This is a genomic window from Streptomyces pyxinicus (assembly GCF_024753135.1).
Taxonomy (GTDB): domain Bacteria; phylum Actinomycetota; class Actinomycetes; order Streptomycetales; family Streptomycetaceae; genus Streptomyces; species Streptomyces pyxinicus.
Map to the genome: position 1 here is coordinate 119,733 of NZ_JANUGP010000021.1, position 23,820 is coordinate 143,552.

A 23,820-nucleotide genomic window follows, 5' to 3' on the forward strand; every position below is an offset into this window, starting at 1 on the left:
CCGGGCAGCACCGTGGGAAGGGCATGAACGACATGGCGGGACCCATTCTCATCACCGGCGCGGGCAGCGGTTTCGGCAAGGAGGTGGCGCTGCGGCTCGCGGAGGCGGGACATGACGTGATCGCGAGCGTGGAGATCATCGCCCAGGTCGGCGCGGTGCGCGCCGAGGCCCGGGACCGAGGCGTCGACCTGCGCGTCGAGAAGCTGGACGTCACCGATCCCGGCAACCGCGAGAACGCCCTCACCTGGAACGTGGAGATCCTGCTGAACAACGCCGGCGTCTCCGAGGGCGGCGCCACCGTCGACATCCCCGAGGAGCGGCTGCGCCGGCAGTTCGAGGTGAACGTCTTCGGGCCCATCCTGCTCACCCAGGGCATCGCCCGGCAGATGGCGGCGCGCGGCAGCGGACGCGTCGTCTTCATGTCCTCGGTCGCGGGCCTGACCGTCGACCCGTTCACCGGCGCCTACGCGGGCTCCAAGCACGCCGTCGAGGCGTTCGCCGACGCCCTCGACCAGGAACTCGCCGAATTCGGCGTCACCGTCGCCACGATCAACCCCGGGCCGTTCCTCACCGGCTTCAACGACACCATGTTCGAGACGTGGAAGGAATGGCGCGACAACCCGGCCGACCGCCTCTACGACTACGCCGAACTGGCCTTCCCCCACGAGCAGTACGACCCCGAGCCCGTCTACGCGCACACGGTCCGCGTCCTGCTCGGCGAGGAACGCCGCTACCGCAACCTGCTGCCCGCCGAGATGGAGCCGGGGGCGCGCGAACAGCTCGACGCCCAGTGGCAGCGCGAACTCAACGACGGCCGCCGCCCGGCGATCGTCCAGAAGGCGTACGACATCAGCCCCGGCACACCGGTCGAGTCCTAGAGCTGCCGCAGGTGACGGAAACGGCCGCGTACGACGGAAGGTGCCCTGTCGTACGCGGCCGTGTCCGGCGGTTCAGCCGGCGCTGGGACGGCTGCCGGTGCCGGCGGCGGGGCGAAGGTAGAACACCTCGTTCGGTGTTCCGCCCTGAGAGGGCCACTGGATCACCGAGGCGTTGTCCCCGGTCTGCTCCTGGTTGATGTTGACGTAGTAGCCGGTGGCGTTATCGCGGATCATGACCTCGTTGGGGAAGAACGGGTCGGGTACTTCCAGGGTGAAGTTCTGCGTGTCGCGGGCGGGGCCGCCGGGGCTGGGGCTTCCGTTGGCTTCGTGGCAGTCCCAGACATTGAACTTCGCGCCCTGGAAGCTGCTCTGCCCCCAGTCGACGTCCAGGCACTTGCCGGAGTCCTCGGTCTTGATCCGGTACAGGGGCTTGCTGAGTCCGTTGACTCCGTTCTGGACGAGCTTCCACTTCTGGTTTCCGGCCGCGGTGGGGTGGAAGAGGATCACGTGGGTGCCGTTGCTCCTGCCCGCCCCCTCGACGTCCAGCACCTGGCCCGGACTGTTCTCCGGGGACATGGTCAGTTCCGCGGGATCGGCCGCCGCCCGCATACCCCCGAAGAAGACCGGCCAGTGATCACTGAGAGTGTTGACCTGGACGGCGGCCCGCCATTCCTGCGTGTTGACGTTCGTGACAAGGTAGTCCAACTCGTTGCCGCCCTGGTGCGTGGCCTGGCCGGCGTTGTAGATGTGCACTCCGCCCGGCATTCCGGCCGTGGCCTGCAGATCATGCGGGACACGATTGAAGTCACCCAGCACTGCCCAGTTCTGCACGTTCAGATCAATGGCAGCGTTGCGTACACGGCTCACCAGACTGGCCGCGTCGCTGCCGCCGTTGGCCGAGGCGTGGATGTTGGCGAAGAGGATGTTGTCGGCGTCCCTCACGATTCCCATCGCATCCCTGTGGACCCCGGGAACACGCACCAACTCCGTGCGCATGTTGACCGGGAAATCCGTGACGAACGCGAGGTTCAGGCCGCCCCCCTGGTTCTCGGCGCCCCGCATGAGGTAGAGATACCGGGCATCGGAACCTCCTTCCAGCCACAGGTACTCCGTGGTGTTGGTGTCGTGGTCGACCTCCCCGGTCGGCTGGGCGCCTGCGGGCGGCACGTTGGGCACCTCCTGCAGCGCGACGATGTTGGCCCCCCTGGCCAGGGTGAACACCTGCGCCCACCGGTTGCTGCCGCGTTGCATGTTCCAGGTCGTGAGCTGGTACTTGTCCTGGTCGTTCGCCCGGGCTCCGGGTGGCAGGGCGATCAGCGTGGTGAGAGCGGTGGTGAGGACGGCCAGCAGGACGATCAGCCGCCGTGTGGCCGTCAGGACGGGATGCGGGGTGCGCCGCCCCTGGGGCGGCGGCACCGACTCTGTGCTCATGGAGTGCTTCTTTCGGTGAGTGGCGAGTGGGCGAGGGCGCGTTTGGCGCCCGGCGTCGTCAGCGGATGGAGACGAAGAGGTAGTCGGCCTGGTAGGGGACGCGTGTGGTCGGCTGCTTCGCCGGGTCGCAGGCGCCGGCCGGGGCGACGCCGCCCGAGGTGTTCAGGCGGAGGACGGCCTCCGTCTTGGCGAGGAGGCCCTGGCCCTTGCCGACCTGTCGGGCACGCAGGAGGAGTTGGGGGATGTTGCCGGCGCCGTGGTCGAACTTTCTGAGCACGGTGCCGGTCACGGCGGAGCCGTCGGGAGCGGTCCACCGGGGAGGTCCCGCCGGCCCGTGCTCGGCGAAGTCGTGGCGGATGTCGCCCTGGAGGGTCGCTTCGACGCCATCCTGAGTGAAGGCGTACGAGCCGTCCTCCTGCTTCGTGCAGGCGTAGACCTGGGCTCCCTTGACCACGCTGCGCAGAGACGAGTACGCGATGGCGTGGGGCAGGGAGAACTTGCCGGGCAGGGCAGCGAGTTGGCCGCGGACCGCGCCGCCGGGGAACTCGGCGGTGTGGAGATTGACGTAGAAGTCGTCCGGATGGGCCTCGATGTCTTCGAGAAGGCTGTCGTCGTGGACCTTGACGGTGCCGTAGACGTACGGGGCGTCCTTGAGCTTCCTGGTGAAGAAGGAGATCCTCACGTCACCGTTCTTGCCCTGTGCGCCCTGGTGGAGGTGGCCCATGGTGGGAGCCTCGGTGCCGGTCCAGGCGAACGCGAAGGAGACGTCGTCGCCCTGTATGCGCATCAGGGCGGTCGCCCGGCCGTCCTTGTCGCCCACGGCCTGCTTGCCTGCGGGGGCCTCGTTGGTGCCGCTGAGGACCGAGCCGAAATAGCGCGCCCCGGGAGTGTCCTTGGCGTAGGCACCCAGGACGCGGGCCCCTGAAGTCGCCTGCTCCGATTTGGTCTTGCCCGCGCTGTCGTCGCCGTTGCACGCGGTGAGTGCCAAGGCTCCCGTCATCACGAATGCGGCGATCATTCCGAAGCGCTTGTGGTTCATGGAGGGGTGTTTCCGTTCTGATCGGGTCCGCGGTGTCTTCGCGGACTCACGTGAATTACGGGCCGGCCGCGCAGAGCCCTTTTCCGGGCCTTGAGCGCGAGAGGGGTGCGCGAGCCGACCGTGCCGGTCGATGTCGTCGGGGTGCGGAAGGTTCAGGAGTCGGTCCTCGCCGGTTTCTCGGGGACCGGGATGCGCAGGAGGGTTCTGCCGCTCGTGGCCTTGACGACGTACTCGCCGATCCGGTCGGTGGCGATGCCGACGCCCCCGGTGGCGAGGAGCCGGTCCGTGGCGGATGCGGGCAGGCCGTAGCCGCCGTCGGGGACGTGCCAGGTGAACGCGGTCTGCTCCGTGCCGTCGCGGGACACGGCGATCAGGGAGCAGTCCTGGGGGCCGGGGACCCCGCTGAGATCCATGAGGACTTGGGTGCCCCATCCGGTGCTCTCGGGCTGGAGGGCGGCGGTGACGCCGTCGGCGGCGGTGGCGCGCAGGACGGTGGGGCCCTCGGGGCGCGGGAGCGCGGTCGGCGCGGGCCGGTCGGGGGAGCGCAGGAGGAAGGGTCCGCCGCCGAGGCCGAGGATGACGCCGGCGACGCCGGCGGCGAACGCCCAGTTCCAGCGGCCGGTGCGCCGCCCGGACGGCACCGCCGCGACGGAGACAGCGGCCACGGCCGGCGCCGGACCACCCTCCTGGCGGACGGAGCCGACGGCCGCCTCGCGCAGCGCGGGGACGCGGTGGGTCCAGTCGCCGAGAAGTTCGCCGGCGGGGAGGTGCCGGAGGGCCGCCACGGTGGCGAACACCTCGTTCATGTCCGCCGTGCACGACGGACACCCGATGAGGTGCCCGGCGAAGCGCTCGGACTCCTCGGCGTCGAGGGCCGCCACGGCGTAGGCGGCCAGTTCCGGCTTTCCCTGCTCGCACGTCACGCTGCAATCTCCTGGAAGTGAGGAACGCCCCCCCGGCGACTCGACAGCACTACGGCCTCGCGGGCCCGGTGGTTCACCAGGAGACCGACCGGTCCGGCCGGGGCCGGACGGTGCCTCCGGTGCCGTACTACCCTCGGAGACCGGCACGCGCCGGTAAGGCTCGCCGTCCGCCCGTCCGGGGAACCCGGCCGCACTGAACCGTTCCTGGTCGGCTCCCGTTCCCCCCATGCGGGGCCGCGCCGGTTGTCGAGCCTCACGAGCGACCGAGGAGTGACATGAGCGGAAGTGCCGAGAGGTTCGCCGTACTGGGCCCGGTCCGGGCGTGGTACGGGGTGGAGGAGGTGAACCTGGGCAGCCCACAGCAGCGTGTGACCACGGCCGTCCTGCTGCTGCGCCGCTCCTACCCCGTGCCCACCGGCGAGCTGCTGGAGGCGGTGTGGGGCGAGCGCCCGCCGCGGTCGGCGGTGAACCAGCTGCACATCCATGTCCACAAGCTGCGGCGCGCGATGGAGCGCGCGGGTGGCCGGAGCCCGCTGATCGAGTCCGTTCCCGGCGGCTATCGCCTCCCACTCCCCTCGGGCGCGGTCGATGTGGAGGTGTTCCAGGAGAAGGTGGCGCGGGCTCTGAGGACCCGGCCGAGCGAGGCCGGGCAGGCGATCGTCCTGCTGCGCGAGGCGCTGGCGCTGTGGCAGGGGGACGCGCTCGCCGACCTGCCCGGCAACTGGGCCCGGGCCCAGCGGGTCCGCCTGGACCAACTCCGCCTGGAGGCACGGGAGAACCTGTTCCGGCGCTGCCTGGAGAACGGGTCCCACCGTGACGTCGTCGCCGAGGCCCCGGACGTCATCGCCAGGTATCCGCTCGACGAACGCTTCCGTGAGATCCACATGCTCGCGCTGTACCGGGCCGGACAGCGGGCGGCGGCACTGGCGGCGTACACGGACGCCCGGAAGCTGCTGTCGGCGGAACTGGGCGTCGGCCCCGGACCGGCCCTGCGCACGCTCCACGAACGGATCCTCCGGGGTGACACCGGGCTGCTCGCCCCCGAGCCCGTGGAGCACACCGGGACCGGCACGGCCGAGCCGAGCCCCACCACCCCCAGCCCCCACAGCTCCCCGGCCCCACACCCCGCACGAGTCCCGGCGCCCGCCCAACTCCCGCACGACCTGCCGGTGTTCTCGGGCCGGCACCAGGAACTGGACGAGCTGATCCAGTCGGCGCGGACGGGCCGCCGGCAGGGCGCCGGCGCGGTGGTCTGTGTCGTCGCCGGAGCCGCGGGCGTGGGCAAGACGACCCTCGCCGTCCACGCCGCCCACCGCCTGGCGGAGGACTACCCGGACGGACAGCTCCATCTGGACCTGCACGGATTCGACGCCCACGAGAGCCCCATCTCCCCCCGGCGCGCCCTGCGCCTGGTCCTGGAGGCGTTCGGGGTGTCCGGGGACCGGCTGCCCGAAGACGCCACCGCCCGAGCCGCCCTGTACCGGGGCCTGCTCGCCGACCGGCGCGTCCTGCTGCTCCTGGACAACGCGCGGGATGCCCGGCAGATCCGTCCGCTGCTGCCGCCGTCCCCCGGCAGCCTCGTCCTCACCACCAGCCGCGACCAGCTGACCGCCCTGGTGGTCAGGGACGGCGCGCACCATCTGCGGCTCGAAGCCTTGGCCCCGGCAGCGGCCCACGCACTGCTGACGCGCAGGCTCGGCGCCGCCCGGGTCGACGCCGATCCCGCCGCGACCAGGCTCGTCATCGAGCGCAGCGCCGGACTGCCGCTGGCTCTCGCCCTCGTCGCCGCCCGCGCGACGACCTGCCGTGTCCCTTCGCTGACCGTCCTGGCGGACGAACTCCGGGCGGCCGACGCCACCTTGGACGCGCTGGGCGACGCCGACAGCACACTCGACGTACGCTCCGTCTTCTCCTGGTCGTACGACGCCCTCTCGCACGAGGCCGCGCGGCTGTACCGGCTCACCGCCCTCGCCCCCGGCACCGGCTGCTCCCACACCGCTCTCGCCGCGCTCGCCGGTCTGCCGAGGACACATGTCCGCCCCCTGGTCCACGAGTTGACCGCCGCCCATCTGATGGACGAGCCCGACCCGGGACGCTTCGTCTCCCACGACCTGCTCCGCGAGTACGCCGCCGGACAACTCGCCGCTCACGAGGACGCCGACGCCCGGACGGCCGCCTTCCGCCGGCTCCTGGCCCACTACCTGCGCACCGCCCACGCCGCGGCGCGCGTCCTCTCCGTGCACCTGCCGCCCCTGGCCCCGCACCCCGAGGCGATCGACGCCCCGGCCGAGGACATCCCCGACCTGGAGCGGGCGCTGACGTGGTTCGCGCGGGAGGACGACGCGCTGACGCACCTGGTCGAGCGCGCCGGTGCCACCCCCGGCTGCGAGACGCAGACCTGGCAGTTGGTGTGGGCGCTGACCGAACACCTGCAACGCGAGGGGCGCTGGGACGACCGGATCGCGGCCCAGCACACCGCGCTGCGAGCTGCGGAGCGCGGCGCGGACCGGCTCGGCCAGGCCCACTCCCGTCGCAACCTGGCCCGCGCGTACGGCCAGGCCGGACGGTACGACGAGGCGCAGACCCACCTCACCGCCGCCATCGGCCTCTTCGGCGTCCTGGGCGATTCCGACGGCCAGGCGCGGTGCCTCAACAACCTCGCGGCGGTTCTGACGCTGCGCGGTGAACACGCTGCCGCCGTGCCGCACGCCGAGCGGGCCGTGGCGCTGAGCGAGGCGGCCGGCGACCTGCGCGGACTGGGCCCCGCGCTGAACAACCTGGGCTGGATCCACGCCCAGAACGGCGCCTTCGAGGAGTCCCTCGACTGCTGCCGCCGAGCGCTAGACGCGTTGCGCTCGGTGGGGGACCGGGCGGCCGAGGCGGGCACTCTGGACACCCTGGGGTACGTCCACCACCGTCTCGGGGAGCACGAGCAGGCGCTGGCTTGCTACCGCCGCGCCCTGGAGATCGACCGCGAACTCGACGACTCCTTCAACGAGGCCGACACCCTCTCCCACGTCGGCGAGACCAGGTTCGCCATGGGAGACCCCGACGGCGCCCGGAAGGCCTGGGAGGCATCCCTGGACATCTTCGAGGAACGGGACCCGCACGCGGCCGAACGCGTCGCCACGCTCCTGAAGAGCCTCGGCGGTCCGGAGCCACGCTGAGCCGGCGCACCCGCTCTCCCTTTCCCACGCTTTCGCGGCGCTTTCCCGCCCTCGTGAGCGTGGAAAGCGGACGTTAAGCGGCCGGCAAGAGCCCTCCCCGAACGTGGATCTCGTTCAGTTTTCAACGAGCACAGGTGCCCGGCCTCAACCACCGGCGCACTTCGGGGACGCAGCATGAGACTCAGTACGGGCAACCGGGGGACCAAGCCGGTCCGGCCAGGCAAGGCGGGGCGGCGCACGGACGGGCAGGGGCACAGCGCCGAGCACCGGGACAGGGAAGGGGAGAGGGCCGGCGACGAGGCGTTCATCCGTGCCGTCTACGACAAGCACGGCGGATATCTCCTGAGGTTCGCCACCGGGCTCCTGCTCGGGGACGCGCACCAGGCGCAGGACGTGGTGCAGGAGGCCGTCCTGCGCGCCTGGCGGCACGCGGCACAGCTCGACCCGGAGGCCGAGGGCGTACGGCCCTGGCTCGTCACCGTCATTCGCAACCTCGTCATCGACGGCCACCGCGCCCGGCAGGCCCGCCCCCCGGAGACCGGCGACACCCCGCTGAACGACCTGCCCGGCCCGGAGCACATGGAGCGCTCCCTCACCAAGAAGATCGTGCGCGAGGCCCTCGGGGACCTCTCGCTCCAGCACCGGGAGATACTCGTCCACGTCCAGTACCTGGACCGGTCCGTGACGCAGACGGCTCAGCTCCTCGGCATCCCGGCGGGCACGGTGAAGTCCCGGACCCACCTGGCCCTGAGGGCACTGCGCGAAGCGCTGGTCAAGCGGGGGTACACCCCGATCCGCTCCTGACGACGCGTCCGGTCCGCCCCCCGCGCCACGAACGCGGTGACCCGCGGGGGGCGTTCCGTGGGGTGTGCGCCGTCGTGCCGGCGGATGGAAGGAGGAGGTCCGGGCCCAGCGCCGGGGGGACGGGTGGGCCCGGAGCGGCCGGGAGGGGAGCACAGGTCCGGCCGCATCCGTCCTACGGCCTCGGTGCCCTCCCGGTTCACCGGGTCGGTACAAGGGGACGATCCCGCCCACGCCCTCACCCGTTTGGGCAGGCGGGAGGCGCACGGCACAATGACCTCCATGCAGTTCCGCTTGCTCGGCCGTCTGGAGCTGGACAGCCGCCGAGGCGCGGTCGTCCTGCCCGGCGCCCTCTCCCGTGCGATCGTCGGCCGGCTCCTCCTCGCCGAGGGCGCCACCGTGCGACGCGACACCCTCATCGACGAGTTGTGGCAGGACCGCGAGGCGAAGGACCCGGTCAACGCGCTACAGGTACAGGTGGCCAAGACCCGCGCCGTTCTGGCCGCGCACGGTGAGGAAGGCCGGCTGCTGTTCGGGCACGGCGGCTACCGGCTGGTGCTGGAACCGGACGACGAGAGGGACACCGCCCTGTTCGACGCCGCGGTCACGCGGGGCCGGGCCCACCTCGCCGCGGGGGAGCACCGCGAGGCCCTGGCCGCCTTCCGGCAGGGGGCGTCGCTGTGGCGCGGGTCCGCGCTGGAGGACCTGGAGGGGCCCGCTTTCGAGGCGGAGCGGGCCCGCCTGGAGGAACTGCGGCTGAGCACCCTGGAGGACAGCGCGACGGCCGCGCTCGAACTCGGCCGGGCCGATGAACTCGTACCGGATCTGAAGGCCCAGGTGTCCCGCTCACCGCTGCGCGAGGGACTGCGCGGCCGCCTCATGCTGGCGCTCTACCGCGCCGGACGCGTCGCCGAAGCCCTGGAGGCCTACGAGGAGGGGCGGCGGTTCCTCATGGCCGAGATCGGCGCCGTACCCTCCGCCGAACTGCGCTCCCTGCACGCCTTGATGGTGCGCCATGACACCTCCCTGAGCCCGGCCGCCGAGCCCGCCCGCACCACAGCCGGGGCCGTGCACGCCCCCGGCCCCGCGCCGGCGTCCGCCGCCCCGCTGCCCGCGGGCAACCTCAGCCCTTCCCTCGGGCCGTTCGTCGGCCGGCGCCGCGAACTGGGCGACCTGTCCGCCGCGGTCGGACGCGAGCGGCTGGTCACCGTACTCGGACCCGGAGGCGTAGGAAAGACCCGGCTGGCCCTGGAGGCCTGCGCCCGGCTTCAGCCGTCCAGCGACGGTGTCCGGTGGGTCGAACTGGCCTCGGCGGACGAGACCGACGTCATCGCGGCGGTCGCCGTCGCCCTGGGCCTGTCCGACGCCTCCGTCCGCCCCGACCAGCCCCCGCACGACACCACGCACCGCCTCGTCTCCTTCCTCGCCGGCCGCGCGGTGATCCTGGTGCTCGACAACTGCGAGCACGTACTGGAACCCGTGGCCTCGCTGGTCGCGACCTTGCTCGGGCGCTGCCCCGCCCTGACGGTGCTGGCCACGAGCAGGGCGCCGCTCGGCATCCACGGCGAGGCGTTCCACGTCCTGGCACCGCTGCCCGACGACGAGGCGGCCGATCTCTTCAGCGCGCGGGCCGTCATGATCGACCCGTCCTTCGGTACGGAGGGCCCCGCGCGGCACGACATCCGCTCCCTGTGCCGCAGGCTCGACGGCCTGCCGCTGGCCGTCGAACTGGCCGCGGCCCACATACGGATGCTGTCGGTCCAGGAGATCGAGGCGCGTCTCGACAACCGCTTCGCCCTGCTGGTCAAGGGCGAGCGCACCGCCCCGGCCCGGCACCGCACCCTGCGCGCCGTCCTCGACTGGAGCTACGCGCTGCTCGACCCCGCCGAACAGAAGCTGCTGACCGAACTGTCCCTCTACGCCGGCGGCTGCTGTGTGGAGGTGGTCGAGACGGCCGCCCGGCTCGCCGGCGAGGACAGCACCGAACTCCTCCACCTGCTCTCGCAGTTGGTCGACAAGTCCCTCCTCGTGCCGGTCCCCGGTGCGCACGGGACCCGGCTGCGGATGCTGGAGACGGTCCGCGAGTACGCGGGCGAGCGGCTCCGTGACGAGGGCAGAGCGGGGGAGGCCGAGGACCGCTTCACGCGCTGGGCCGTCCACTTCGTGGCCGAGGGCACCCGCAACCTCGCTTCCGGGGACCAGGCCCGGTGGGCCGACCGGCTCACCGAGGAGTCCGCCAACATCAAGGCCGCCTCCGACTTGTTGAAAGCCCGGTCGCGCACCGTCACCTGCCTGCTGCTGGAAGCGCGGCTCGGCTACTACTGGTTCATCAGCGGCCGTGAGGAGGAGGGCATCGATCGCCTCCGGCGCGGCCTGCGCGCATACGACACGACGCTCGCGGCGCCGCAGACGGCACCGGGCGAGCAGCCCCCGGCACCGGTCGAGGACGAGGAATGGGCGCTCTTCTACACCATCGCGTGGCTCGCCTGGCTCAACCACGTCGCCGGCCGGCACGAGGAGGCCGGCTCCTTCATCGAGCGGCACGAGGCGGCCTGGCACCACGCGAGGAACCCCGCGCTCGCCGTCGTCGGACCGTGTTACGACACCCTGCACGCGATGCTGAACGGGTACGACAACGTGGCGGAACTCTTCGCCCGCGCCGAGTCCGTCGTCCGGGACACCGACTTCCACTGGGAGCGGGCCGTCCTCCAGACGAACTGGTCGACGTACTGCCTCCAGCACGGCGACGTCGAGGGCGCCCGGCGGCACGGACTGATCGCGGTGTCCGCGTCCCGGGCCGCGGGCGACGACTTCGCGCGCGCCTTCTCGCTCATGCTCTGCGGCGACGCGGACGAGAGCGACGGCCTGCGCGAACGCGCCCGTGACCAGTGGGCCGAGGCGGCGCGCGTGCTGCGTCCCATCGGGGCCCGCGCCCGCTACGCGTACGTCGTCCTCAGGATCGTCTTCCTGGACCTGTCCGAGGGCGCCTTCGCCGAGGCGGAGCGGCGGCTGGTGGAGGCGGTGCGGATCGCCCACGAACTGAGCGCGGACGACCTCCTGGCGGCCACGGCCGGCCTGCGCGGGTTCCTCGCGCTGCACGGCCGCGACTTCGGCGCCGCGCAGACGATCCTCCGCGGCGTCTGGGAGTCCCCGGCCGCGCCACTGGACCGCCGGGCGGTGGCCGCCGCCGGTCTCGCCGCCGTAGCGCTGTGCGACTCGGCGGATCCCCGGGCCCGGGACACCGCCGCGCTGTGGGCCGACCGGGCCCGGGAGGCGCACGGCCGGGTGCTCGAACCCCTCGCCCGGCGCGCCATCGGCGTCCTGCTGGAGCGGCTCGACGCCTGCCGGTCGGCCGGCGGTGCCGCCGCGGTCGACGTGAGCACGGTCCACGGCTGGCTCGCCGCCACGCCCTCTGTGCTGGCGTGCTTCTGCTGAGGCGGCCGTCCGACCCGCGCCGCACCATGCGAGTGGCCCCCCGCACACGGCTGCGCGAGGGGCCACCGGTGAACCCGGATACCGGTCCGGGTCAGCCGGCGAAGCGGATCGACTTGATGGTGCCGATGCCCAGCGCGTCCAGGTCGGCGACATTGCTGTCGATCACCTTCGACCTGCCGGTGCAGTTGTCACCCGACCACACCTTCGCGGAGCCCGAGAGGGAGACGGAGCCGCCGAACCGCACGGCCTGGCAGCCGGGACCGCCCACCCCTTGGGCCGGCTCACCGAAGTTCGGCGCGTCGAAGAAGGTGGCGTTCGCGGCGGCCGAGGCGGTCGGGCTGGGACTGCCGGTCGACTCGCCGGAGGCGAAGCCGATGGACTTGACCGGGCCGATGCCCAGCGCGTTCAGGTCCTTGACGTTCTTGTCGACGCGCGCGGACCTGCCGGTGCAGTTGTCGCCGGACCACACCGTCGCGAAACCGGTGAGGGAGACGGAGCCGTTGAACCGGACGGGCTTGCACCCCGGACCGACGATCCCCTCGGCCGGCTCGGCGAAGTCGGCCGAGTCGAAGAACGTGGCACTGGTGGCCGCCGGGGTGGTGGCGGGACCGGACGGCAGCGGCGGGACGGCACCCTTGCCGCCGCCCTTCCGACCCGCGCGCTGCCCGTCCGGGGTCACCCCGAACCAGGTGCCGTTGCGCCCCTGCCCGTTGGTGTCACCGGCCTTCGTGTCCTGGCTGAACAGATAGACCGGGCTGCCGCCGATCGTCACCTGGAAGCCGCCATCCCGCCGGATGAACCCGACGTTCTCCTTCCTGACGCCGTCCAGGAACACCTTCCCGCCCGGAGCCACCAGGTACGGCGGCCACGTCGTGGCGCAGTCACCGGAGCAGTTCGACTTCGACGGGTCGGTCGCGTCCTTGTCGAATCGGTAGAGGACGAATCCGGCGCCGTTGATCGTCACCGGATTCAGGTCGCCGGCCTTTCCCGCGGAAAGCTGGACCCACTTACGCAGGACCGGCTTCGGATTCTTCGTCACCACACTCGGCGTGGCGTTGTCCGCGGTGTCGCCCTGAGTCAGATCGGCGCTGTTCTGCTTGGCCGTACCGGACAGGAACCGGAATCCGCTCGTGCCGACCGCGGCCGCGTCGTTCTTGGATTCACCGTCGCCGCCACCACAAGCGGAAAGCAGGAGTGCACCGGTCACGGCGGCTACGGCAGCCATGGTGCGCGTACGGAACATCTAAATACCCCTTGGTAATCGGAACACCGAACAACCTCCGTCCCACACCGTCGCGGTGGGACGCTGACACTCGAATTACGGGCGTTTCACGGGAATGGTTCGCCGCATGATCAGCCGAGACGGTTCCGTGACCATGGATATGCGCGAGCCCTGGCAATGCGTCCGCCCTGCCCCCGGTACGGAACGGGAACAGGGCGGACGGAGATGCGCGGCGTCGGCGCGTGCGTCAGACGGCTTCCAGCTCGATCAGCGAGTACAGCGACCGTGTGGGACGGATGTCCGTACGCTTCCAGCCGGTGGCCGTGAAGAGCGCGTCGAACTCGCTGAGGTCACGCTCCTGGCCGCTGGAAACGGCCAACATGTTCATGTCGAGCACGGCGGCGGGGTCGGGCCCGTCGGTCGTCTCCCCGACCAGGGCCTCGATCACCAGCATGCGGGCGCCCGGCCGGGCCGCCTTGCGGCAGTTGGCGAGGATGGCCCGGCACTCGTCGTCCGACCAGTCGTGCAGGACCCACTTGAGCAGGTAGTAGTCGGCTTCCGGCACCTCGGCGAAGAAGTCTCCGGGAACCGGCGTGAAGCGGTCGCCGACACCGGCCTGGGCGGCCGCGCGCTCGGCGCCGGCCACCACGTGCGGGAGGTCGAACACCTGGCCCTGGAGGTGCGGGTGCGCCCGCAGGAGCGCGATGACCAGCGCGCCGTCCGCGCCCCCGAGGTCCACGACGCGCTTGGCCTCACCCAGGTCCAGCAGGGCGACCGTGTCCTCGACGACCAGTCCGGTCATGTTGGACATGGCCTTGGAGAACAGTGCCGCCTCGGCGGGGTTCTTCCCGAAATAGTCGAACAGGTTCTCACCGAGGGCGAGTTCGCTGCCGTTGCCCCCCACCCGGACGGCCTCGGGGAAGACCCCCCAGCTCCTCCAGTGGCCGGGGGCGCCCTGGGCGAGCGCCGCCTCGCGCAGCGAACTCGGCACGCCCTCGCGCAGCACCTGACCGAGCGGGGTGAGCGTGAAACGGCCCTCTCCCTCCTGGGCCAGCAGTCCGAGCGAGGCACAGGCCCGCATCAGACGGTAGGTGGTCGCCGGGTCACTGGTCTCCCGCCGCGCGACGTCGTCCGCCGTACGGTCGCCGGCCGCGAGGTGGTCCGCGATCCGCAGATGGGCGGCCGCGCGCACCGTCTGCGCGACCCAGTGCCCGGTGAGCATCTGAAAGACGGTGTCGATATGACGGCCCGCTTCCGCCTCGGCGGGGGAGGGCTGGGCAAGGGCTCCGGAGAACGGCATGTCGGTTCCTTCGAACGATGGGGGAATACGTGGTCATCGACGGCTACGGGCCAAGGAGGCCTCGGGTTCACCGCCCGAGGCTCCTCACTGACGCGCGCCGCGGGTACGGACGGTGGTTCAGAAGCCGGTGAGCGTGGTCTTGCCGACCGCCTTGCCGGACTCCTGGAGGCGGTGCGCCCGGCGCAGGTTGGCGGCGTTGACCGGACCGAGGTCCTGGGTGGCGGTCGAGACGAGGTGGCCCGCGTCGACCAGGCGGGCCACCTGGGTCAGGATGTGGTGCTGTGCCGCCTGGTCGGATGTGCGGAACATCGATCGTGTGAACATGAGCTCCCAGTGGAACGAGATGCTCTTCGGCTTGAGGACACCGACGGGCAGGCTCTCGAAGTCGTCGATGGCCACGATGTGCCCGAACGGCTTGAGCACCTCTGCGTAGGCGTCGAGGTTGCGGTCGGTGCCGGCGGTGCCGAAGACGTACTCCAGTCCGTCGGGCGCCACCTCCGCCAACTGCGGTGGCAGCGGCTGGTGATGGTCGACCACATGCCGGGCGCCCATCCGGCGCGCGAAATCGGCCGTCTCGGGACGGGAGGCGGTGCCGATGACCGTGAGACTGGTGAGGGCGCGCGCCAGTTGCGCCACCATGGCACCCACGCCGCCCGCCGCGGCGGTCACGAGCAGGCTGCCCGTCCGCTCCATGGGGCGCTCCCGCAGGTTCAGCCGCTCGAAGAGGCCCTCCCAGGCGGTGAGCGAGGTCAGGGGCAGCGCCGCCGCCTCGGTGAAGGTGAGGGTGGCGGGCTTGTGGGCGACAAGACGCTCGTCGACGGCGTGGAACGCGGAGTTCGCGCCGGGCCGGTCGAGAGCGCCCGCGTAGTAGACCTCGTCGCCGGGGGAGAACAGTTCGACCTCGCCGCCGACGGCGACGACGGTGCCGGCCGCGTCCCAGCCCAGCACCTTCGCCTCGCCGCCCGGGTCGGTGTTCTGCCGGACCTTGTAGTCCGCCGGGTTGAGGGCGATCGCCTCGACCTTCACCAGCAGATCACGCGGCCCCGGCTCCGGCACGTCCAGTTCGACGTCGAGCAGACTCTCCGGATCGTCGGCCGGCAGGGGAGTGCGGTACGCCACGGCGGGCATCGTCTTCGGAATCTGGATCGGTGACTTGGCCTGGCTCATGAAAACGGTCCTTTCGTCTGTCTTTACCTCGGCCGCATCGCGCGACCGAATGATGGAACACGGGTATCCCTTCACCGGCTTCCCAGCGGTCAGCCACGGCCGGCGAACTGTCCGCTGAGCGTCTCGTACATCGCCCGCGCCTCCCGCCCCAGACGCGGCCCGGCCAGCCAGCTCTGGTTGTCCGGACCGATGGAGGTGTTGCTGACCAGGGTCGGCTTGCCGTCCGTACCCTCGATGAACCAGCCGCCGCCCGAGGAACCGCCGGTCATGGTGCAACCGGCCCGGTACAGCGAGGGCTGGTCGGCCTTGACGGACAGGCGCCCGGGCCGGGAACGGCACCGGAACATCCGCTCGCCGTCGAAGGGCTGCACAGCGGGATATCCCCACAGCTCCATGGCGGCGACGTCCTGAGTACGCGGAGCCGCGAAACCGAGGTCGGCCGCAGCGCCGACGCTCTCCTCCAGCGAGGCAGCGCCCGCCGCGTCCGTCCGCTTGACATGCAGCACCGCGAAATCGAAGGGCGAGCCGTCACCTCCGGTCGCCCGGCCCTGACTGATCCACTGCGGTGACGTGCGGGCCCCGTCGGCCCACCACACTCCGAACGGAGCGAGCTGCTCGCGGCCCATCCCCGCGGTCCGTGTCGCGGCCGGGTCGTTGTAGGCGGGCACGAACACGATGTTCCGGTACCAGCCGCCACCCGCACCGGCATGGACACAGTGCCCGGCCGTCCACACCAGGTCGGAGGCGCCGGGCTGCGCCGGGTCGCTGACGACGGTGCCCGAACACACCGAGGGGCCGTCCGGGGTGTCGAAGAACAGCTTCCCGACGACCGGGGCGTTCTCCCGGTACGGCGCCGGAACCGGCTCGGCGGCCACCGGCGCCGGTTCGGGATCCGAGAGCCCCGGTTCGTCCACGCCGACGTCCTGGCGCACCGGACGATCGGAACTGCCGGACTTGCGCATCCGCTCGGGATTCCAGAGACCCTTGACGACCGGATTCAGGAAGGCGGAGTTGTCCCGCGCCCAGGTGGCCGGGTCCCAGTCACGCCAGTCGGCCGCCGCCCTGTCCGCCCGGCCGGACGATCCGGCGACGATCCGGCGCGGGAGATCGGTGAGGCCGGCCACCACGAGCAGCGCGACGGCACAGCCTACGGCGATCACCAGGACAGCCTTCTTCCGCACGCTCTTCACGCCGCACCTCCGGGCGCGGTGGCTTTCGCCCGGCCCTTGGCCGGCGGGAGCACCACCCACACCGCGGGCGGCCGTACCGTACTGCCCGCAGACAGGCGTTCGTGTATCAGGGTGTCCACTTCCCATCGGTCCGGCCACGAAGGGCGTCCGCGTGTCCGCGGACGGAAACGACTCGCATGTGGCGGCATCCGGACGATGCCGCCACGGTGCGTGCGGTACTACGTGGACATGGGGACCGCGGTTCACCTCGGCCGTGGTCACCTTGGAAGTGGCGTGGGCCGGTGAGAGGGACGGGCGGCGCGCCGCGTCAGTCCTGGTACACGTGGTTCACCCCTGCCCCGCCGGACAGGCGATCGGTTCCCGGCCCGCCGTGGAGGATGTCGTCGCCGGTGTTGCCGTAGATCGTGTCGGCGCCGGGGCCGCCATAGAGGCGGTCGTCGCCCCGGCCACCTGTGAGGGTGTCGTCGCCTTCGTTGCCGTGGATGACGTCGTCCCCGTCGTCGCCGTAGAGGGCGTTTCCGTAGTCGGTGTACTCCTCGTCGAACTCGCTGAGACCGCCGGTGAGGGTGTCGTTCCCCGGGCCGCCGTGGCAGGTGTGGCCGCAGTCGGTGAGGGTGTCGTCGCCGGCGCCGCCGAACGCGCCTTCGCTGTAGGCGCCGCCGCCACCGGACAGGTGGTCGTTCCCGGCGTCGCCGTAGAGGACGTCGTCGCCGTGGCCGGTGAGGGTGTCGGCGCCCGAGCCGCCGTGGATGCGGGAGTAGCCGCTGTTGTCGGGGTCGACGGTCGCGGTGTCGTCGCGGTCGCCGAGGTCGACGATCAAGGTGTCCAGGTCGGATGCCGAGGTGTTGGGTTCGGTGACCGTGCAGACGACCTTGGTGTCGTCCTTCACGTCGGGGCGGATGCAGCCGGCGCCAGGGGTGATCGTCACGGTGTCATCGAACGTGTAGATGTAGTCCGTGAGTTGGGAGTCCGGATCGGTCGGGCCCAGCGCCCAGTCGATCTTCAGGTGGTTGGTCTGTCCGGATGCCGCCGTGTAGAAGAGCTTCTGGCCCGTGGAGACCGCCTCGGCGCCTTGCGCGGTCGTGGCGCCGGCCGGGGCGATCGAGATCATCCCGGACACGGCGATGGTCGTCGCGGCGAGCGCGAGTGCTTGCGGTAAGGCGGCGGTGGGACGGCTGAACATGGTTCTCCTTCGGCGAGACCCCGGATCGCTTGCGCTTCTGATGCGCGCGTCCGGGTACTCCGTTCGACCGGGCGAAGGGTGGGGCGGTTGTGACCCGGTCCGGGCACATCCGGTTTGTTCCAGCGGAGTTCATCTCGGCTTGGCACCGACTTGGCGCGAACCGTCCTCGGCGTTGGATTTCCGGGGACCGCCCCTGTTCCGGTCGCGTGGCGACGGCGCTACATTGGCGGGACTCTGGCGCGGCGCCGTCGGTCCCAGGCGGTGTCCGCGTCCATGGACGAGCCGGCGGGAGCCTTCGATGGCGTTATCAGCCGTTCCCTCACGAAGCCGGACGCTCACCGCTGCGGCGGCCTGCGCCCTGGCCCTCGTCGCCGCCGGGCAAGTGCCCCAGGCGCAGGCGAGTTCCTCAGGTCCGGCCTCGGCGCAGGTCACCGAGAAGTCCTACAACTGGGGCGGGTACATCCTCAGGCAGGCGGGGCTGACGAAGATCACGGCACATTTCATCGTGCCGACCGCCGACTGCTCCGCCCAGGGCGACGGCAATTACACCAACGCGGCCTTCTGGATCGGCTTGGACGGGGGGCTTCCGACCGGTCAGAACACCACCATCGAGCAGGCCGGGGTGGACGTCAACTGCCTGGAGGAGCTGCCCCAGTACCACGCCTGGTGGGAGGTCGAGGGCCCCTCCGAGAACGCGGGTTCCCACCAGATCACCGAGACCGTGCGACCCGGCGACTTCATCAAGATCGCCGTGGAGCACGAGACCGGCGCGCAGTTCCGCTTCAACGTGGTCGACTACGGTCAGGTGAACTCCACGGACGGGCCGCCCCTCTGGAGCGACGAGACGACCGCCTCCGTCCCGGGCGGCGTGACACCCCAGTTGAACTCGGCGGAAGCCGTGGCGGAACGCCCCGTCGACGGCCGGTGGCTCTATCCGCTGACCAGGTTCGGCGACTTCGACTTCCTGAGGGTGAAGGTCAACGGGGCGGCCCTGCGGACGTATCCCGAGGCCAACCTCGTCAAGAAGCAGCTCGTCCAGAACACGGGCCTGGACCCCTCCGGCGCGAACCTGCTCGCCGACACCGGCCCCTTGGCCGAGGGAGCCGGCGACGCCTTCCACATCATCTGGCGTCACTACGGCACCACGCGTACTCCGTGATGCCTGCCGGACGCTAGCCCCGGTGGACTTCGGTGTCGCCGTTGACGGTGCGCAGGGTCAGCCGGTGCCGGTGGTCCGCGGAGTCGGCGGCCGGTAGGTCTACGGTGGAGCGGCCGTTGGTGGTGCTCGTGTCGGTCGTGTACGGCGGGGCGTCCGCCGGTAGGGTCACGCGCACGGAGCCGTTCCGGGTCACGCCGTCGAGCGTGCCGGGCGAGGTCGTGCACAGCAGGTCGACGTCGCCGTTGACCGTCTCGGCGGCCACGCCGCGTGCGTCCAGGCCGGTCGCGCGCACGGAGCCGTTGCGGGTCACGAGGTGCTGGACGGCGCCCTTCGTGCCCGAGTCCCGCACGGTGACGTCGCCGTTGACGGTGCTCAGGCTCAGGCCGCCCCGCACGCCGCTCACGTCGACCCCGGCGTTGCGGGCCCGCACGGTGAGCGTGACACCGGCAGGCACGTGGACGAGCGGCATGCCGCCGCAGTTGGCCCTGGCCCGGTCGTCGCCCTGGTCGCAGGGCAGGTCGAGGGTGTGTGTGCTGCCGCTCCCGTCCCAGTGGGCGAGGGTCGTGCCGTCCACCGTCACACGGTCGGCGTCCGTCCCGACGACCCGGACGCCGCCCTCGGTGGTGATGACGAGCCGACTGCCGTCCGCGAGAGCGGCCTTCCTGAACGCCCCTCCGGTCCCGGGCGGGGGCCGGTCGCCGCCGCTGTGATCGCAGGCCGTCAGTGCGAGAAGTGCGAGCAGGGTGCACCCGGCCCAGGCTGCGCGGGCGCCGTGACGGGGCTTCCGCTCGCCGTTCGTGCGACTTGGTCCGCTGCTAGCCACCGGATCTCGCTGTTTCGAAAGCAATGGAACACGTGAGGAGCCGCATCATCGGTACCAGTCTTCGCCATCACTGCTTAGCGCGCTGCGCAGGTAAGACTCCAGTGACGAGGTCACCCACGTGCGGCTGTCCGTTTCATGATCCCACACGAAGATGTCGTTGCGGGCCGGGGCGCGCACGAAGGCAAATTGGTCGCCTCCGCCGTTGTCTCCGAAAAACATGAGTGGTTCGAACGGCATATAAAGATCGCGGAACTGCTCGTTGCGGCGAAACGAGTGGTTCTCAGTCAAGATTCTTTCAGCGGTCCAGATTACCTCGGTGCCGTACTCGGCCTCGATTCCGTCCGTTTCTGCGAGCAGTTCCCGCAAAGGCACGGGAAGGGTCTCGCCGAGCTGCTCCTCGATAGCGTCGAGGGCGACAGGGTCTGCGGGGCCCTGCAGTTCCACATCGGGGTACTCAGAGGCAAGCTCTCTCCACATCTGCCCTTCTCCATTCTCTGGGGGTTATCTAATGCGGGGACTGAACCAGTGGCCCAGCATATCATCCACCTTGCTCGCTTGGTCGAGGATTTCCTGCCGTGTTGCAGTGGGGTGGGTTCGATAGAAATCATTCCACGAGACACGTATCTCGCTAAGATGGATTTTGCTGTTAATGTCACCCTTAGGGATTCCGCGGAGATTTTCGATAGAGTGCATCTCGTCCGCCGTGAACAAGCCAGGGTAACGTTTGAGAACTTGTTGTTCTATGGCATGGTGAACGACAACCTTTCCTTTGAGTTCCGGGTGTTCATCGAAGAAATTCTTCTTGTAGTTGTGGCTGGTCGCGTTGCCGACGGAGGCTTCTTCACGGGTGGGTACCTCCTTACCGAGTGGGGTGGTGTGGTTGTCTTTGGCGATTTGCGCTGCGGCCTTGCAAGGCGTGAGACCCAGCGGGTCGACCCACAGGTGTGGGTTGTGAACGTAGGCCGCTGGGTTGGGTGCTGGAGCGAGCCCCAGCGGGTCGAGCGTGAGATAGCGTGCTGTTTCAGGATCATAGTAACGCCAGTGGTTGAAGTGAAGTCCGGACTCGGGGTCGAAGTATTGCCCCGGGAACCGCAAGGGCGTGTACGCGGAACTGTTACTTGCCCATGCCGTGGATCCCCACAGGGTTCGTTGTGTCCTCCAGGCGGTACCACCATTTTCGTCAACGAGTACGCTTGGGGCGCCGACTAGATCTGTGATTATGGCGAAAAATCGTGCGTCAATTTCATTCTGAGGCGCGTTAGCGCTGGTTATTCGCTCGGTTTGGGTTATTGGGCGTAGGCCGTGGTGGTCCCAAGTCAGAGTGACGGCGTGAGATGAGCGCGTCGCGACGGTAGTCTGCTCACACAGTGTCGTGCCATCCCAGGTGAAATCGGTACGTTCGATAACGGTTTCACTGTCTTTGGCCAGCCGTATCTTGCTGGTGCGACGACCAAGCGGGTCATAGGTGTAGAGCCAGCGGGTGCCGTCAGGCGTGGTTACCGAGGTGAGGCGGTCCTCCGCGTCCCACTGATAACGCCAGGTATCAGATTTCCGGGACAGGCGGGTCTTCTGCCGCAGGGTGACGCGGCCCAGGGTGTCGTGTTCATAGCGGATCGCACCGGCACTGGTAATTCTGGTTCCCATGTACGAGCGGGTGCCAGTGGCCTCGTGCCCGGGGTGTCTGGTGGGCCATGACGCGGAGACTTGATTGCCTGCTGGATCGTAGGCGTAGGTCTCGCTCCAATTCGACGCGTGCACAGCGGTGACGCGGCCGGCTATGTCCAGGGCGACACGTTGTGGGCCGATCATGTGATCGTCGATTTGAGTGACGCTGCCGTCGGCGCGGTAGGCGTAGCTGATCTGCCGGATCGGATCGCTGCTACCAGTCTTCGATACGGTCTGGGCGGTGAGGCGCCCCATGGGGTCGAACTGGTTGGACCAGGTGAGGTGGTTTCCGATGCGGCGGGAGACTTCCCGGCCCACCGCGTCGTACTCGAATTCGACGGCGCGGCCTGCGGCATCCATCCGTGTCGGGCGGCCGGCGATGTCGTAATGCCAGGTGGTGACCGCGCCGGTCGGGGTGGTTCGGGTGCTGAGCCGCCCCCACCGATCGTAGCTATAGGCGAGAGTGCGGCCGTTGATGGTTTCGGAGCGAAGGCATCCGAACCGGTCTCGCAGCAGCGTCAGCGTGCAATCCGGGCTGGTCGCCTGAGTCAGTTGGTCGGTGAGGTCGTAGGTGTACTCGGTTGTCTGGCCTGCGGCTTCCTTGCGAGTCACCTGCCCGAGGAAGTTCCGCTCGTAGCTGATTACCTGGCCTGTGGGGTCAGTACGTGCTGCCAGTCGGCCTGCTCTGTCGTGGGAATAGGAAATACGGCGGCCGTCGAAGTCGGTCTCGGCTGCCAGATTGCTGGCGGCGTCGTATTCGTATTGCCAGGTGAGACCAAGGGGGTTGACGACGCTCGCCAGCCGAAGCTCCGTGTCGTGGGTGAAATCGTAGCGGGCACCGTCCGGTCCGGTCCGCGTCAGGAGCAGATCGAAATGAGTGTATTCGTAGCGGCTCTCCCCGCCCAGAGCATCGGTATGGCTTACACAATTGCCCTCGCCATCGTATGCCCAGGATTCAACTGTGCCGTCCGGTGCGGTGTATTGCGCCAGGCGACCCTCGACCGTCCAGGCGAAGTGCGCCACGGCTCCGACTGGGTCGGCGACTGCCGTAATCCGCCCGAATGGGTCGCGCTCGTACCGCGTTGTCGCCCCGAGGGCATCGGTCACGGTCACGGGCAGCCCGGCACGGTCGGATTCGATGGTACTGGTGTTACCCAGTGAGTCGGTCACCGAGGTGAGGCGTCCCGCCACATCATAAGTGCGGTAGGTGGTCTGGCCAGAAATGCTGCTCTGTGAGGTGCAGTTGCCGCGGTTGTCGTAGGTTTGTCGAACGATGGTGCCGTCCGGGTTGACCACTTTCACGGGCAGGCCGAGGTCGTTGTATTCGGCGCGCGCTGTGCGCCCGTCGGGCCGGGTCACAGTGGCAAGATGTCCGGCTGCGTCGTAGTCGAAAGTGATGGTGTGGTCGAGTGGATCGGTGTGCCGCAGTAGTCGGTTGTGCCGATCGCGAACGTATTTTGTGGTGTTGCCCAGCGGGTCGACGCGAGCTATCACCTGGTCCCGTTTGTTAATCACATACCGCGTGTCATGACCGAAGGAGTCGGTGACGGTGGTGGTGCGCACTTCCTCCGAGTCCTTGGTGTAGGTGAAGGCCGAGCGCTGGTGGCCGTCCTCGCCGGACTGATAGGTACAGCGGTCGTGATCGTCGTAGGTGTAGGTGAAAGCACGGCCGTTGGTGTCTGTCCAGGTGACGATGCGTCCGTGGCTGTCGTAGTCGAAGCGTGTGGGTACCCCGCCGGATTTGACGACCTCTATCAGGTGCCCGTGGTCGGAGTATCCGTAGCGGACCAGTTCCTGATTGCCACCGAGTGGCCCGGCCCCCGTGAGCGCGAGCCGGCGGATGCGCCCGTTTTCGCTGTCGATCGTCAGACGGTAGCCGCCGCTGTGCTCCAGAGAGCGAGGCGCTTGATGCTCGTCATACGTGATCCGGATCCAGTTACTGTTGCGGTCGTCGAGCCGGTCGAGCAGCGCCAGCTCGTCGTCCACCTGTGTGAAGTGCCATCGGCGTCCGTGATCGGGGTCACTGAGCAGGTAGCCGTCGGGGGTGCGATCCAAAGGCCACAGCGCGCTTCCATGCCTGGGCAGTGTCGGTACGCCGGGAGCGGGGTGGGGATAGGTCAGCAGCAGACCGTCCTCGCCCAGGAGAACGACTCCCTCGGCGTCGATCTCCAAACGCTGGTCGACGGTGGAGGACCAGGTGGGACCGAACCACCGTCCCGCGCGGTAGGAGGAACAGAACTCGCGCTTGAAAAGGAGGGGTAGCCCGGCCGGCAGATTGGCATCCGTCTGGGAAAGTAGAACGCTGCCCGTGGCGACATCGACGGGGTCCTTCTCGCATGTCAGCTCGCCAGGCTGGCGTGACGTGGCGTGGGGATGCTGTTCCGTTGCCTGACGTGCCTCCCTGCGCAGGACGTTGCCGGCGCCTCCTTCGGCGCCT

Annotated in this window: 16 protein-coding genes; 5 read left to right on the forward strand and 11 right to left on the reverse strand. The window is 69.9% G+C overall.

The window, feature by feature from the left end; genetic code table 11:
• Window positions 1-32 precede the first annotated feature (32 nt).
• Entirely contained in the window at window positions 33-878 is an 846-nt protein-coding gene (locus NX794_RS24835; RefSeq protein WP_258781107.1) for an SDR family oxidoreductase, read from the forward strand.
• 72 nt (window positions 879-950) lie between these two features.
• On the opposite strand, the gene NX794_RS24840 is transcribed toward NX794_RS24835, so the two are convergent.
• From NX794_RS24840 to NX794_RS24850, 3 genes are all read right to left on the reverse strand, one after another.
• Window positions 951-2,309: an RICIN domain-containing protein gene (locus tag NX794_RS24840; protein WP_258781108.1), complete on the reverse strand. Its 1,359-nt coding sequence runs from the start codon at window positions 2,307-2,309 to the stop codon at window positions 951-953.
• A gap of 58 nt (window positions 2,310-2,367) precedes the next feature.
• The gene (locus NX794_RS24845; protein ID WP_258781109.1) at window positions 2,368-3,348 is read right to left on the reverse strand and encodes a CHRD domain-containing protein; all 981 of its coding nucleotides are present in this window, start codon (window positions 3,346-3,348) and stop codon (window positions 2,368-2,370) included.
• A gap of 152 nt (window positions 3,349-3,500) precedes the next feature.
• The gene (locus NX794_RS24850; RefSeq protein ID WP_258781111.1) at window positions 3,501-4,271 is read right to left on the reverse strand and encodes a hypothetical protein; all 771 of its coding nucleotides are present in this window, start codon (window positions 4,269-4,271) and stop codon (window positions 3,501-3,503) included.
• Between the two features lie 275 nt (window positions 4,272-4,546).
• Between NX794_RS24850 and NX794_RS24855 the strand changes: the two genes are divergently transcribed.
• From NX794_RS24855 to NX794_RS24865, 3 genes are all read left to right on the forward strand, one after another.
• Window positions 4,547-7,438 carry an AfsR/SARP family transcriptional regulator gene (locus NX794_RS24855; RefSeq protein WP_258781112.1) on the forward strand — a complete coding sequence of 964 codons (2,892 nt, stop codon included), beginning with the start codon at window positions 4,547-4,549 and terminating at the stop codon, window positions 7,436-7,438.
• A gap of 174 nt (window positions 7,439-7,612) precedes the next feature.
• Window positions 7,613-8,242 (forward strand): sigma-70 family RNA polymerase sigma factor, encoded by a 630-nt coding sequence (locus tag NX794_RS24860; protein WP_258781113.1) that lies wholly within the window; start codon window positions 7,613-7,615, stop codon window positions 8,240-8,242.
• Between the two features lie 279 nt (window positions 8,243-8,521).
• The gene (locus NX794_RS24865) at window positions 8,522-11,674 is read left to right on the forward strand and encodes an ATP-binding protein (RefSeq protein ID WP_258781115.1); all 3,153 of its coding nucleotides are present in this window, start codon (window positions 8,522-8,524) and stop codon (window positions 11,672-11,674) included.
• 91 nt (window positions 11,675-11,765) lie between these two features.
• Here the strand turns inward: NX794_RS24865 and NX794_RS24870 are convergent, their stop codons facing one another.
• The 5 genes from NX794_RS24870 to NX794_RS24890 all read right to left on the reverse strand — a co-directional run bounded on the left by NX794_RS24870 (window position 11,766) and on the right by NX794_RS24890 (window position 17,736).
• The gene (locus NX794_RS24870; protein WP_258781117.1) at window positions 11,766-12,881 is read right to left on the reverse strand and encodes a hypothetical protein; all 1,116 of its coding nucleotides are present in this window, start codon (window positions 12,879-12,881) and stop codon (window positions 11,766-11,768) included.
• 262 nt (window positions 12,882-13,143) lie between these two features.
• Window positions 13,144-14,196: an acetylserotonin O-methyltransferase gene (locus NX794_RS24875; RefSeq protein ID WP_258781119.1), complete on the reverse strand. Its 1,053-nt coding sequence runs from the start codon at window positions 14,194-14,196 to the stop codon at window positions 13,144-13,146.
• 117 nt (window positions 14,197-14,313) lie between these two features.
• Entirely contained in the window at window positions 14,314-15,363 is a 1,050-nt protein-coding gene (locus NX794_RS24880; protein ID WP_258781120.1) for a zinc-binding alcohol dehydrogenase family protein, read from the reverse strand.
• A gap of 89 nt (window positions 15,364-15,452) precedes the next feature.
• Window positions 15,453-16,553, reverse strand: coding sequence for a trypsin-like serine peptidase (locus tag NX794_RS24885; RefSeq protein ID WP_258781122.1), 1,101 nt, complete (start codon window positions 16,551-16,553; stop codon window positions 15,453-15,455).
• Between the two features lie 307 nt (window positions 16,554-16,860).
• Window positions 16,861-17,736, reverse strand: coding sequence for a calcium-binding protein (locus tag NX794_RS24890; RefSeq protein ID WP_258781124.1), 876 nt, complete (start codon window positions 17,734-17,736; stop codon window positions 16,861-16,863).
• Between the two features lie 298 nt (window positions 17,737-18,034).
• Between NX794_RS24890 and NX794_RS24895 the strand changes: the two genes are divergently transcribed.
• A complete protein-coding gene (locus NX794_RS24895; RefSeq protein ID WP_258781125.1) occupies window positions 18,035-18,895 on the forward strand; it encodes a G1 family glutamic endopeptidase in 861 nt (286 codons plus the stop codon).
• Window positions 18,896-18,908: 13 nt separating this feature from the next.
• On the opposite strand, the gene NX794_RS24900 is transcribed toward NX794_RS24895, so the two are convergent.
• The 3 genes from NX794_RS24900 to NX794_RS24910 all read right to left on the reverse strand — a co-directional run.
• Complete coding sequence (locus NX794_RS24900; protein WP_258781126.1) at window positions 18,909-19,469, reverse strand: DUF4097 family beta strand repeat-containing protein; 561 nt, start codon at window positions 19,467-19,469, stop codon at window positions 18,909-18,911.
• Between the two features lie 294 nt (window positions 19,470-19,763).
• A complete protein-coding gene (locus tag NX794_RS24905; RefSeq protein WP_258781128.1) occupies window positions 19,764-20,195 on the reverse strand; it encodes an SMI1/KNR4 family protein in 432 nt (143 codons plus the stop codon).
• A gap of 24 nt (window positions 20,196-20,219) precedes the next feature.
• On the reverse strand, window positions 20,220-23,820 hold a 3,601-nt coding region (locus NX794_RS24910), incomplete at its 5' end, for a DUF6531 domain-containing protein (protein ID WP_428985953.1).